This is a genomic window from [Clostridium] celerecrescens 18A, assembly GCF_002797975.1.
Lineage (GTDB): Bacteria > Bacillota > Clostridia > Lachnospirales > Lachnospiraceae > Lacrimispora > Lacrimispora celerecrescens.
In genome coordinates this window covers 1,349,170-1,361,680 of sequence record NZ_PGET01000001.1, presented here as the reverse complement: position 1 = coordinate 1,361,680, position 12,511 = coordinate 1,349,170, and the positions used below count along the sequence as shown (strand labels likewise).

At 41.5% G+C, this 12,511-nt stretch carries 15 protein-coding genes; 1 reads left to right on the top strand and 14 read right to left on the bottom strand.

Translation table 11 applies throughout. The features are described from left to right. Positions 1-393: 393 nt before the first annotated feature. Positions 394-1,683 (top strand): LysM peptidoglycan-binding domain-containing protein, encoded by a 1,290-nt coding sequence (locus tag H171_RS06425; protein WP_100304409.1) that lies wholly within the window; start codon positions 394-396, stop codon positions 1,681-1,683. Positions 1,684-1,975: 292 nt separating this feature from the next. On the opposite strand, the gene H171_RS06420 is transcribed toward H171_RS06425, so the two are convergent. The 14 genes from H171_RS06420 to H171_RS06355 all read right to left on the bottom strand — a co-directional run bounded on the left by H171_RS06420 (position 1,976) and on the right by H171_RS06355 (position 12,502). Beyond that, a complete protein-coding gene (locus H171_RS06420; protein WP_100304408.1) occupies positions 1,976-2,878 on the bottom strand; it encodes an N-acetylmuramoyl-L-alanine amidase family protein in 903 nt (300 codons plus the stop codon). A 72-nt stretch (positions 2,879-2,950) separates the two neighbouring features. Further along, positions 2,951-3,244 carry a phage holin family protein gene (locus H171_RS06415; protein ID WP_100304407.1) on the bottom strand — a complete coding sequence of 98 codons (294 nt, stop codon included), beginning with the start codon at positions 3,242-3,244 and terminating at the stop codon, positions 2,951-2,953. Positions 3,245-3,248: 4 nt separating this feature from the next. Then, on the bottom strand, positions 3,249-3,470 hold the full coding sequence (locus H171_RS06410) for a hypothetical protein (RefSeq protein ID WP_100304406.1): 222 nt from the start codon (positions 3,468-3,470) through the stop codon (positions 3,249-3,251). A 40-nt stretch (positions 3,471-3,510) separates the two neighbouring features. Next, the gene (locus tag H171_RS06405; protein ID WP_100304405.1) at positions 3,511-4,137 is read right to left on the bottom strand and encodes a collagen-like domain-containing protein; all 627 of its coding nucleotides are present in this window, start codon (positions 4,135-4,137) and stop codon (positions 3,511-3,513) included. 13 nt (positions 4,138-4,150) lie between these two features. After that, positions 4,151-4,816: a hypothetical protein gene (locus H171_RS06400; protein ID WP_100304404.1), complete on the bottom strand. Its 666-nt coding sequence runs from the start codon at positions 4,814-4,816 to the stop codon at positions 4,151-4,153. Between the two features lie 16 nt (positions 4,817-4,832). Next, on the bottom strand, positions 4,833-4,970 hold the full coding sequence (locus H171_RS06395; protein ID WP_100304403.1) for an XkdX family protein: 138 nt from the start codon (positions 4,968-4,970) through the stop codon (positions 4,833-4,835). Further along, entirely contained in the window at positions 4,970-5,398 is a 429-nt protein-coding gene (locus tag H171_RS06390; RefSeq protein ID WP_100304402.1) for a hypothetical protein, read from the bottom strand. Before H171_RS06390 ends, H171_RS06395 begins: the two co-directional genes overlap by 1 nt. Positions 5,399-5,736: 338 nt before the next feature. Further along, on the bottom strand, positions 5,737-6,789 hold the full coding sequence (locus H171_RS06385; protein ID WP_100304401.1) for a collagen-like domain-containing protein: 1,053 nt from the start codon (positions 6,787-6,789) through the stop codon (positions 5,737-5,739). Positions 6,790-6,801: 12 nt separating this feature from the next. Then, positions 6,802-7,731, bottom strand: coding sequence for a hypothetical protein (locus H171_RS24550; RefSeq protein ID WP_242976884.1), 930 nt, complete (start codon positions 7,729-7,731; stop codon positions 6,802-6,804). Beyond that, positions 7,731-7,991, bottom strand: coding sequence for a hypothetical protein (locus H171_RS06375; protein WP_100304400.1), 261 nt, complete (start codon positions 7,989-7,991; stop codon positions 7,731-7,733). Before H171_RS06375 ends, H171_RS24550 begins: the two co-directional genes overlap by 1 nt. A 449-nt stretch (positions 7,992-8,440) precedes the next feature. Further along, on the bottom strand, positions 8,441-8,653 hold the full coding sequence (locus H171_RS06370; RefSeq protein ID WP_100304399.1) for a hypothetical protein: 213 nt from the start codon (positions 8,651-8,653) through the stop codon (positions 8,441-8,443). Between the two features lie 824 nt (positions 8,654-9,477). Beyond that, the gene (locus tag H171_RS06365) at positions 9,478-10,035 is read right to left on the bottom strand and encodes a hypothetical protein (protein ID WP_100304398.1); all 558 of its coding nucleotides are present in this window, start codon (positions 10,033-10,035) and stop codon (positions 9,478-9,480) included. Between the two features lie 63 nt (positions 10,036-10,098). Further along, complete coding sequence (locus H171_RS06360; protein ID WP_100304397.1) at positions 10,099-12,090, bottom strand: hypothetical protein; 1,992 nt, start codon at positions 12,088-12,090, stop codon at positions 10,099-10,101. Positions 12,091-12,103: 13 nt separating this feature from the next. After that, positions 12,104-12,502, bottom strand: a complete 399-nt coding sequence (locus H171_RS06355) for a DUF6711 family protein (RefSeq protein ID WP_100304396.1) — start codon at positions 12,500-12,502, stop codon at positions 12,104-12,106. Positions 12,503-12,511 lie beyond the last annotated feature (9 nt).

The following is a 12,511-nucleotide window of genomic DNA, read 5'->3' as shown; positions in this document are numbered from 1 at the left end:
TTCCACCATTAACAGAACAGACAATCGAGGTGTTAGCATGTTAGGAAATTGTGGGCTCGCGGAGGACATTAACCATTGCCCCCATTACATTAGAGATAAAGAAGGTTGCGGAGCCGATCATACAAGCTGCGGATTTTTTAGGGAGTCTGGTAAGGAAACGAAAGAAAAAGCTGAATATATGAGAAAACCACGATGGTTTGAGCAGTATTACAATAGATAGGAAAACATATGGGAGTATTTGGAATCGGCACGAACGTTCGAAAAATCAATAGTGGATGGCTTGGTATGCTCCTGGCTGCCCGCCCAGGCCGCTAGTATTATATCTACATTATGATGTTATGAACATGTAAGATTAGCATATAATAGTATTAATAAGATCATTTGAGGGATTCCATGATCATACATGTTGTCCAACCCGGTGAAACCATAAAATCAATATCAGATTATTATAAAATCCCAGTTGACAGTTTAATATTGGAAAACGGAATTACAAACCCTGGCAATTTAGCAATTGGTCAAACTATCGTGATTGTACAGCCAGAAACACTCTATGTTGTCCAACCCGGCGATACTTTGGAGAGTATTGCAGAGCAGCATGGTACTACGCCAATGGCTTTATTAAGAAATAATCCCTATCTTTCTGACAGAGAATTTTTGTATGCCGGTGAAACGATAGTCTTAAGCTATCAAACTAACAAAACAAGAACAATTGCCACTAGTGGTTATACTTTTTCATATATAGATAAATCTGTTTTAATAAAAACGCTCCCTTTTTTAACATATTTGACTATATTCAATTATAGGGCTACAAGTGAAGGAGAAATTATTACTATTGCTGACGATTCTGATGTAATTCAGTTGGCTAAAACTTATGGTGTTGCGCCCATGATGTTTGTTTCTACGATTACGGAAGAAGGAACTATTATTCGTGAAGTAACTCAGAATATTTTAAATAACTCTTCTGTGCAAGATCGTCTTATTGATAATATTCTTCAAATGGTAAAAACAAAGGGTTATTATGGAGTGAATATGTATATCGAAGATATTACACCGGATAACATAAACAGTATTGTAGAATACATTAAAAAGGCTTCAGCTATATTTCGTTCTGAAGGTTATAGAGTACTAATAACCACAACGCCAATTATGAATATTCAGGGGCCTATTGTCAGCTTTGAAAAGTTGGATTATTCACGATTATCTGGATATGTAGATGGGATTCTATTTGCTTCTTATGATTGGGCTAGATTTTATAGTTACCCAAGTTCAATTTTTCCGGTTAATGTTTTAAGAGAACTATTAGACTACGTAACCAGTATTATTCCACTCGAATTATTATTCTTAGGAATCACTACACTCGGTTATGATTGGACACTACCCTATGTTCCGGGTGCAACAGAAGCAACTGCTATAGCAAACAATAATGCAATACAGATTGCAGCAGATAACAATATACCAATACAATTTAACGAAGCAGCACAGTCACCTTTTTTCTATTATATGGATAGTGACGGGATTCTTCACTTAGTGTGGTTTAATGATGCGAGAAGTTTTGAGGCAAGAGCCGGGCTGGTAGCAGAATATGATCTTCAAGGTTTATCTCTCTGGACTATTATGAGATTTGATACCCAAATGTGGTTTATTATTAATACTCAATATTACATCCAGAAGTTGTCCTTTTAATGCTTGAAGGATTAAAACACCTGTGTTATTGGCAGATTGCAAAGTATCTTTTATAGGCGGGCTCGGAATTTCCGGATACCCGCCTTACAGAAGTCTACAAATAAAGGAGATTTATATAAATGATCGTACAATGTCTTCGTACAATATATTATATGTAGCAATTTTTTAATTGGTCCTAGCATATTATTATTAATAAAGCCATATTATTAGATGTGTACACATCGTACATAGGTGCAGCGGCCTCTGCATCTTAGAGCAAAAGTCTATCCCAGTAGGCTTTTGCTCTTTTTATTTACTCTGCCAACCCCGGGTACTGCAGCGCCCCATCCTGTCCCGGCGTGAGCATGACCGGTTCCACAACCATTTTGCCCTCGCTATCCAGGCAATAAACCTTTTCGGATTCTGCGATCAGAGTACCTTTTAGCATAACACCATCTGCGTTGAGATAATACCAGCCGCCTTTATACTGATACCATGTGTTTGTGACCATCATACCAGCGCCATCAAACCAGTACCAAAGGTCCTTTTCTATATCATGGTGCCAGTTATTCCGCACGTATTCCCCGTTATCGCCATTGTAGAAACGCCAACCGCCGTCCTCCTGTTTCCACCCGGATTTCTTTTCCTTCTGAATGCCAAAATGCGCTGCTATAACGTCTGCTTCTGCTTTTGCTAAGCGTACAAGGTTTTCGTTATTTAAGAGCCAGGCAGTTACCGAAGCGTTTGTGTGAAAGGAATGCTCCAGGATAAGTGCAGGAGTGCCTACTGCGGAAGCACCACGCAGAACCCCATAGTAATCCCCGTTGTTACCCGCCCTGTGTTCGATTCTGGCGGCCTGTTTGGTCTGCATGGTAACTTGTACCGCTTTTGCCAAAGCAAGGCCAATATCGTCCGCTCTGCCGTTGATAGCACAATAAGATACCGGATAGTCAACGTTATTATTCAATCCGGAGCCTGTGGCATTACTGTGCAAAGAAATGAATAGATTACACCCGGCTGATGCTGTCCCTCTATCATAGAGTGCCCGATCTGTTGCCTGATCTACACGGGTAGTAATTACCTGCATGCCGTACTCCTCTAAATATCTTTTAAGCATCAAGTGAAGTTTCCATACCATGTCTGATTCGTAATATCGCCCATCAGCAGGGCTTTTATTGTATTTTCCATAATGACCAGCATCTAAACAGATTTTCATAAATCTACCCTTCCTTTCAAATAGAAAAGGCCCAGGATAATCCCAGGCCCAAAAGTTGTGATATCACAACAATTATTCAGTTTTTCTAGACTGCTTAATAATCTGATCTACATATGTACTCAATCCTGCAACCAGAACACCCTGCGTAATGGCCGTAAATATCGCCATAGCAATTTCCTGCCCAGTCTGGCAGGCACTGGTAGCTAAGACATATACGCCGCACAGAACGATTCCTACAGCACCATTTACCAGCGGAATGTACTTGTCCTTGACCGTCTGGCTCTGCTTAAGGCCCATTCCCAGAAAGTACAGCACCACCGCTACAATAATAAGTTCCGGTTTTACGTAATTCATGATCTGTTCCATATAATCAATCTCCTTTTTCCTCTAAATCCGCTATGCGGTGATTTGCAACTTTCATTTGTTCCTCAAGCCTAAAAGTGCGTTCAATTACAGTATTATGTTTGTCAACCTTCTTTTCCAACTGCTCTAGGCGATAATTAGTAAGCTTTGCAGATGCCAGGATTCCTATAAAAGCCCCCACCCCACTGCCGGCCAAACTAATAAGTGCCACCATTATTTCTGTAGGCATATAATTACCTCATGCTTTCTATAAATTGTCACAACCTCTGCTATTCCGGATAGATAGCAAATAAATGCCCGCTTCTAAGTTCAAACATGGGAGATACCCCTTGATCACCCTTATCGCCTTTAGGGCCTGTCGCACCCGTTGCGCCCTTTGGCCCCTGAGGACCTGTTAAGCCGGTCGACCCGGACATATCCGTAATGTAGGTATAGGCAGTAACCCCTTTTAAATACAACTTCGCATTGTCAACATCTTCAACATTTCCGGTATCAATCACTACGAACTGTCCAACACCAACACCGTCCGTGGAATATCCTGAATTCATTGCAGCTACGCTTGTATAGGTCTTGGCAATAGCAAAAGGATCCCCCTTTGGTCCTTGGGCTCCGGTCGCACCCGGATCGCCTTTATCACCCTTGGCACCTGTAGCACCTTTGATATTTCCTGTTTTAGACCAAGTGCCCGATGCTTTCTGATATACATCCCAGTTGCTGGTATTTAAATAATAATCCCCGTTCGTACCTTGAGTTGATGGAGCAGAGGTACCTGTGAGCCATTTTGCTCCATCTTCGCCCTTATCACCTTTTGCACCAGTCGGGCCGACTTCCCCCTGTATTCCTTGAGGGCCCTGAGGGCCGATGACACTTCCTAAATCTTCTTCTCTTACCGCCATTTCTTTCACTTCCTTATTCATTATACTTTGCGATTAGGCGCCCCGATCTCACTTCAAATTCTGGCGTTGCCCCCGGTGGACCCTGCGGACCGGTAATTGCCTGAAGGCTTACCAGTTGCTGCCAATCATTGCTATCTGTATACCGCCACTTTATATAGGTCCCATCATTAGTAAATTCTATTTCCCGGGTTTCATTTGTTCCTGATACACGGACCCTTTCGCCTATTGACATCCCCCCTGCCATGAGTTGCATGTATCCTGATTCATAAGACAAACCATTTACCTGCTTTTTCATGGCATCAAGGAGTTGCTCATATAAATCATGAGCAGGGACGCTTGGTACTTTTCCCTGCTCATATCCAGTTTCCTGAATCGAAATGTATATCTTGTTCGTGGTAATCCGCTGCCCATCATTATAACCGTATACAGATGCCTCAAAGCCTCTAGCTGTGATAACTTCTGACGGAACCATAGCGACTCCTTCGCTATTCAACGGGAGCGTATAGGCATCAATGCTATCACTTAGATATTTCCGAAAGACAGCGTGCTTTTCCATGCTGTCCCAATCATCAGACTGGAAGGTAAACCGACACATAAGATACTGCATACTCTGGGCCGCCGGCTGTTCGGTGTCTGCTCTAATTAAATTTTGCTTGTTGACTTGGAAGTCAAGTATCATATCTCCCCTCCCTGTTTTACTGGCTGTCTATTGTTCCAATGATCTCCTGTTTCTGTGCTTCGGTAATCCAGCCCTTTATGACAGCATTTACCAGGCCATTGATAGTCAACTTTCCTTTTCCACCATCGTATAACCACTTCAGCATATCAAACATTATTTAACCTCCTCTAAGTTATTTAAAATCAGAGTTCCTAAACTTTCTTTCATTGCTGCATTTTCCTTTTTGATATTCTCATTTTCTTTTTCCAGTGCTGTTACCCTTTCGCGTAAATCTGGTGTACGGAACGTGGCAATCATTACAGCGGCCGTAATGACGGTTACACCATCATCCGCCGTACCTATTACATAGTTGGCATCTCTTGATACAAAATCACCATAAACCAGATCAGATCGCGACCAGTCTGTATCGCCTGATCGGGCAATCTGCTTGATGGTACTATTGGCCTGCAGGATGGTTTCGATCTCCTCAAAGCGCTTTTCTCCCATCAGAAATTTGATGGTTCCTCCACCATCTACAAGATCTACACCTGCGGGCACCAGGTCGAATACCTGATCACCGAATTTGATTTTTTCAATACTCATAAGATTCCTTTCCGCCCGTATTCAGGCAATAAAATAAGCCCCTATGAGGGACCAGTTTTTAAGTTTCTCTTTTCTACTAAATAGCAATTTAGTTGGACTGTTTGGTAGTGGTGTACAGAAGTCTATGAGTTTAATTAATAGCGAAAATACATTAAGATCGACTATCTATAACGATGCTACCGGAACATATATTACATCACGTAATTTTGCCACAGGTACCGCTACAAGACTTGGCATAAGGGATAACCACCTATATTTGAGCAATTTCACATTTACGGTCAATCCGGACGGATCGTTTAATGACGTCAGTACAGGAACAACCACAATCGTATAAGTGATCATTCTACGGTAAAAGAACACTGTCCTTGAATGATTCTGCTAGCTGACTCTTGATAAGTAAGCACTTCTCCGTTTGGTGCGATCTGTATAAGCATATCAAACCCATAAGCGCTGATGTATTTATAGTCAGATGGGCGAAATTGTTCTGCTAAAGTAAAGAAAGCAAATCCACCTGCAGGGAAAGATATAGGCTTACTTCCCTTAAAAACGATATCCACAACATGACCGCGCCTTGTGCACTGCACAGCGATATTTTCACTGTTTCCTATGAGAATTGTTGTTTGTGAAAAATACTTTAAATCAGCCGACAAGTTTTGTAAATCACTCGCATTAGCTTTCAATGCTAAATTGCTATTTAGTGTATCAGTAGTTTGTTTGAGAGAATACAACGCCGCCATACTGGCAGCCTTAGAAGCATCGTTTACAATCTGGCTTACCACATCGGTTTTTAAAAGTAATTTGTTGGCTACCTTATCAGCGATTGCATTGATAAGCAGCTGCACCGTAGAGCTTCCCCCTGCTGTGCCAACCAATCCCTGAACGTCTGTGGCACTGATTAAGTTTGCTGCATTCGGGCCTGTTGCCCCGGTATCCCCCTTGTCTCCCTTATCTCCTTTATCACCTTTTGGCCCAGTTGCTCCTGTTGCCCCAGTATCACCTTTAGGACCTGTTGCTCCGGTAGCGCCTGTTTCTCCCTGAATTCCCTGTTCTCCCTGCGGTCCTAAATTAGTACCTGCATACACCCATTTAGCCACCGTAGCGGCACCGGCTACCGTACATCGGTATATCCTGCCCCTATCCGCACCTGTGCTAGTATTTTGGTAATAATCGTTCACAAGGGCGGCTGAAACTCCTGATCCACTAAATACTGTGGCAGTTGTACTTGTGCCAGTTATCCCGGTTCCGTTATACCAGAGGCTCCCGCGCTGACCAGTATCTCCCTTTGCACCGGTTGCACCTGTGGCTCCGGTTGGTCCCTGAGCTCCAGTATCTCCTTTTGGTCCTATCGGACCCTGCGGCCCAATTACTGAGCCTAAATCCAATTCTGCCATATCTGACCTCCTTTAAAAAGTCACTATAAAATGTCCTGCTTCATTAATATGCACTGGCGGCGGCTCAGAAGAAGAGTCTGGGTAAATCACATATAAGTGTCCATCTCGTATCTGGAAAATATAATTACCATTAGTCTGCGTCACTACAGCATCAGATCCTCGTTCCCCTTGTGGCCCACGAGGACCTTGGATCCCCTGAATCCCCTGTGGCCCCTGTCCTCCTGTGGCCCCCGTGGCCCCCTGATTTCCTTGTAGCCCCTGCGGCCCCATCGGTCCATTGAAATACCCGTTCATAAGCAGGGAATTAAACTCTGTCAAGGTTTCATCTACACGGCCCCCGGCTGCAGCTATGTCTGTTACGGCCTCGTTTGCAATTACCTCCGTCTGATCCCGGAAGATCTTGGCATTATTCTGATATTGGAGGGACATATCCCTGGCTGCCTGAGCATCAAGCATGTACTGCCTAAGTTCCATCTGTATGGAAGCGTCCAATTTAGCCATGGTCACAGAACCGTCAACGATCTCTGCGGTAATAGTCCGGTTAAGGATTTTCATTGCAATCGTAGATGTACTGTCCACGGAATAGACAAACCGGGTAAGGTCAATTACCTTCTGTGTGCCGTCTGCCAAGGTGAGAACCAGCTCATTATCATCATTAATGTCAAAGTTTGCTACAACCTTTTCAATGGCCAGGTCATAAGTAGTTACTGTTCCATTCTGTTGGGTCACGGTCAGGATACCTGTATCCGTATCCAGGGTAATTTCTTTTACAAGGGTGTTTACAAGGGCCTGCTCTGCCTTCTTGGCATCAAGCTGAACAATCCGGTTATCTGCCTCTTTAATGCCATTCTCAATTTTAAGGAGATTTGTACGGTTTATGGGTGTTTCCTGCGAAGGTTCATTTTTCCAGTCAGTTATGTAGTAATATGGTCCATAAGCCATTAACTGGCACCCTCTTTCTTTTTTTCGTTACTGATTGTGGTCTTTCTTTCAGGCGGGTTTTCCCAATCGACCGGCGAATACACGTCTTTAAATTTTTCGCTCTCTGCGGACTCATTAATTTCCTCCGGCATTCCCAACTCCAACATTTGCGCAATGGCTGCCACCTGCTTGGCATTCTGGATACCGGTTACGGTGACGGCATTTAACATGTACTGTATCTGCATTACCTGTTCCTCAGTAAATGTGATTACCCTTTTCAAGTTATTTCCTCCTTTCGGCGTAGAAAAAGAACGTCCGGTTAAGGACGCTCTTTCTAAACTCATTACTTTATTAAATTTCATATTCGGGATAAACCGCTTCCCAAACTTCACGATGATATGTATTTACCTCACCGTAATTGGCATCAAATATCTTTTTGACCTCATAACCCATTTCCAAGCCAGTACTCTTTAGCTTTCACCATTAAAATAATCAACCACGGACATTTGTCCATCGTTAAAAATCCGTATATTTATCATTATTAACCACTATCTTTTTGATGTGAGCTTACTAAGGCGAATTTTCGCTTCAGTAAATACGGTGACGGGAAAATGTCCTTCACTTCACTATTCCTTAGAGTTTTCTGGTCAGTCAAAGGAATAACCACACACCACAAAATTGTTGTCAGCTAATTTTGCTAAATAATCGACAACCACTAAAATGTTGTCATTCAATTTCTTCTCTTTGCTCGTTCCTGTCGTATTCCCTGAATCTTTCCATAATGGTAAAGTGTACTTAAAAAGAGAAGAAAATCGTCCCTCTCCATATTCAATGGCTTGCAATTATAAAACCTTGCCATGCCTGCAACAAATAAAAGATCATTGCAAGTTGTCCGTTTTGCCAGTTTAACAGCCTCTTCCACGTTTTTCACATTATCAATCATTGTAATATCTTCTCCTTTGCGTTTTTATTTTCTGTAAGTGTAAAAGCTTTTTGAGTTTATTTAGTATCGCTAACAAACCCCACTTGCCACTTAGAATGTAGCTTTTTCATTTATTCTTACAATATGACCATACTATAAGAACATACGTTTTTCAAATAGTTTTTACTCAAAAGGCCTTTTGAAATTTAAATTTAATAGTATTTTGACGTTTTGCAATACAAAAGGCATACAAAAGGAGCGAGGAATCAATCCTCGCTCTCCATTTGTATTTTTATCTGAATCACTCTTCAGAAACACAAAAAGCCCCCATTATCGTTATCAATCAACTCACGGTTAGTCCTTATAATAACCCTTTCTGCATGCTCTTTCACTTCCAAAATAAAGCCGCTGGGATATATGGAACGCATACAGATACAATTCGGGGCCACAGAAATATTTTCATGTTTTTTTCTTTAAAGTCCTTGCAAAACACAGATGTGTCAATAGTTGCTTCACTTCCAGCTTTACATATGTATTCATACTTATGTATGTCCTCCTTAATATCTTGTAATGATTTCACTGAACATAGTTAACTGTTCGTAAATAGGAACCTTAATAAAACAATCCTGTATCTGGTCTGTTGAAAAACAGGTTTTAGGACCGTAGCAATTAACATGCTCCTTCTGATTTCATAACCAGTTCAATCAATCTCCCTAAATTTATGGCAAATAATGAATAGGCGAGGACTTAATCAAATTATAATCCTCTCACTCTAAAAACCACTGTTCATTTCTTGACATAGGAAAGGAGCAGGGGAAAATCTACTGCTCCTTGCTTGCAACCTCTTATTCGTGGCTTGTACATTCTGGAAGATACTGAGTTGTGAGCCATTGGGTAAATTCTGCACTGTCCGCTTTTACCAAGCCGTCTGCCTTAGTTTTTAAACCATCATAGTACTCATAATCAGCTTTCAGTTCTCCATAGGTGTTAAATGCATACAGTACGCCATCAATTAGTGTTACACCTACTGGAATTGTGTAATCATCAAACAAAAAAGACCAGATACCATCTGCAGCTTGTACCCACTTTCCAGAATAGGTATATCGTTTTTTAACAACTCCATAACCATCTTTTCCGTCTTCTGCCCACTGTGGCAATGCTCCTAATTCATACATTTTATCAATTCTAGCTTTATTTACGTTTTCATTTGTTCTAAATCGAACACATGAATCATCACTTATCCAGGTCCATCTAAAATCAAGTGAACGATCTTCATTCCTTTTTTCGTTTAATGGTGTTTGCCGTTCAGGTGCAATGTATTCATTATTCATGGCGAATGCATTAAAAGAAAATATTGTTATTAATAATATTGTTATTAGTGGTAGCCTAATGATATTTTTCATTTTAACCCCTCCTTAACCTTATTATATCCAGTTTTTCTTTTAATTTCAACCTCTCTTCAAATTTTAATAACTCGTTCCAAAAACCCTATTATGTAATAATATTATTTCATCAGTTATTGTCCAACCTCCCCAAAAATCACTTCGATTAGTTAACCAAATATCTCCAGTTACTATACTTCCATATCCAACCCTGGTTGATACATTTCCACCTCTTTTCAATATTAATGCCGGACCGGTTCCGTCATTTTGACTTGTCACGAGTTCTATTTCACCGTTCGCACTATAGATTGCTCCATACCTTTGACTAGTAACCCTAAACGCCCCCAGATCAGAATAATTAGGATTTATATTTACACTTCCAAGATTTATTTGTCCTGCGTTAATAGCTGCATTTCCTCCGGAATCCACCCAGAAAGTACCGCCACCTATATTGATTGAACCACCGCTTATTGAAGAACCTACAACCTGCGCACCTTGAACCTTTCCGCTAAATGTGGCGTTTCCATTGCCATCAAGTTGAAAATTTGTACTGTTTACAATGAGCCGGTTGCTGGATATCGTAACCTTATCACTCTCTACTGAAAGTTGTGAAGATACCTGCCCTTTGCTCACCTTAAGGGCGATCTGTTCGGCTGTCTGCATAAACCGTGAATTAGTATCATTGGTAAGGTTTGTCACGGATAAAGCAATCTGATCCGCCCTGATGCTCAAAGAAGCCTCTGCCTGCTTTGCCCTGGTGACTTCTGCAAGGATCTGTTCAGCGGTAATAGCGAACTTTGCTTCGGTTTCTGCTTTCAGGTCAGTTACCCTTACGGATACTTCTTCCACAGACTTTTTAATAACAGCCGCCTTACCCTCAAGTTGAATAATTTGGTCACCAAGTCCGAAACTCTGTTCCCGCTCACTACTTCCTTGAGATTCATAGGTATCCATCATGCCCTGAATACCTTTCATAGTACGCTTAAGACAGTAAGTTTCAATAACATCATCGGTGGTATAGCAAATAATGCCATCGCCAACCTCCACCCATGGCAGTGCCGGGCCTACAATATGACTTGGTTTATATATCCTCCTGGATATCTGCTCATATACCGTTGCCGCAATTGATGGAAGTTCTTCTGCTGACTTACCATAAACCAAATAATTCCCCTGAATAATATAGCAGTTTTTTCCCGACCCGTAAGAAACCCCTACATCACCTTCCTCCTGCCGAATCTGCACTTTGTTAAATGGTCTTGTTACAAAATCCTCATAATAGGTTTCAGACTGTTTGTACCGTGACAAATTTTCTGCGTTGGTCATTTCTGATGGAAACAAATCATCAGACGGATATAAAGTCTCTGACGGAAACAAACCTGAAAAACCCAGAAATTTATATGTAAGCCGGCCGATCTTATCAAAGTTTCCGAAGCAACCATTTATTTCACAGATGGCAATTAAAACCTTACGGCCATCCAACTGCTCCGGATCAATGGTTTTTGTAATCTGCATATCGTCAAGAGGCAATATCACGGAGATCTGAGTAACGCCGACATACGCGCACAGTGAATCCCGGAACTGTTTCAAGGTCATGGGAAAGGACAGACCTTGATACCATTCCGCCACGTCAACGTCAAATTTCAACATTCGATCATAGGCAACAATTTTCTTACGCCGCCTATCAGCTTGTTCCCGAACAAAGCTATCTACTTTGTAAACCCCCATAGCCATTTCATAGCCACCAACCTCAACCGTAAGTATAAATTCTTTCCCGGTCAGATCTAGTAGTACATCAGCCACCACTATATCAAACTGTGTTGAATTACATTCTCCAAATTTCAAGTCCGGGCTTGCACATAAATTTTCTTCTATCGTAAGGGATTCGGATATTATCTGGCTATTATCAATAACATATATTGGCTCCTGGTCAACCGGTAATGATTCTTTATGAAAAAGAACATCTTCCGGGAGATTAATCTTCCCATCATAGAACCGAAGCTTCAGATGCCTTTGTGTGGCAGTACTTAAATTATCTGCTCGGTACAAGGCTTTAATTTCTTCTGGAATATTCAGCAAAGAACCGACCTCCTTAATATTCGGTTAAAGTTATCTTAATCGGTTTGTAGAGTATATCCTTTCTTTTCTCATCAACATTTACAATCTCATACGGAATATCGGAAATATAAAACGCCCCCGCTTTATACGAGGACGTATTGGGATTCCAATATTCAATTTCACATTTAACACGGACGCCATGAGGAACAAACCCGTTCAACTTGTCAGCATCTCTCAATCGTAGATGTGTGGTGGAAAATTCGATGGACGTAGCTGTATGCGGTAATACGTTTCGATGTAGTTCTCCACTTCCATCTCGGTAGGGATCCAGGTCCATTATCTGGTCCGGCGTGCACTTATATGATTCCAGAGCTATCAATTCATTTGGAAACACTTTTTCGTTTATCTTAAGCAGCCAGCCTTCAAACGTCAAATTCCCACC

Bases quoted from the DNA above. Each gene is read 5' to 3' on its own strand.
- H171_RS06425 (WP_100304409.1), top strand. From the start codon at position 394: ATGATCATACATGTTGTCCAACCCGGTGAAACCATAAAATCAATATCA.
- H171_RS06420 (WP_100304408.1), bottom strand. From the start codon at position 2,878: ATGAAAATCTGTTTAGATGCTGGTCATTATGGAAAATACAATAAAAGC.
- H171_RS06415 (WP_100304407.1), bottom strand. From the start codon at position 3,244: ATGGAACAGATCATGAATTACGTAAAACCGGAACTTATTATTGTAGCG.
- H171_RS06410 (WP_100304406.1), bottom strand. From the start codon at position 3,470: ATGCCTACAGAAATAATGGTGGCACTTATTAGTTTGGCCGGCAGTGGG.
- H171_RS06405 (WP_100304405.1), bottom strand. From the start codon at position 4,137: ATGGCGGTAAGAGAAGAAGATTTAGGAAGTGTCATCGGCCCTCAGGGC.
- H171_RS06400 (WP_100304404.1), bottom strand. From the start codon at position 4,816: ATGATACTTGACTTCCAAGTCAACAAGCAAAATTTAATTAGAGCAGAC.
- H171_RS06395 (WP_100304403.1), bottom strand. From the start codon at position 4,970: ATGTTTGATATGCTGAAGTGGTTATACGATGGTGGAAAAGGAAAGTTG.
- H171_RS06390 (WP_100304402.1), bottom strand. From the start codon at position 5,398: ATGAGTATTGAAAAAATCAAATTCGGTGATCAGGTATTCGACCTGGTG.
- H171_RS06385 (WP_100304401.1), bottom strand. From the start codon at position 6,789: ATGGCAGAATTGGATTTAGGCTCAGTAATTGGGCCGCAGGGTCCGATA.
- H171_RS24550 (WP_242976884.1), bottom strand. From the start codon at position 7,731: ATGGCTTATGGACCATATTACTACATAACTGACTGGAAAAATGAACCT.
- H171_RS06370 (WP_100304399.1), bottom strand. From the start codon at position 8,653: ATGATTGATAATGTGAAAAACGTGGAAGAGGCTGTTAAACTGGCAAAA.
- H171_RS06365 (WP_100304398.1), bottom strand. From the start codon at position 10,035: ATGAAAAATATCATTAGGCTACCACTAATAACAATATTATTAATAACA.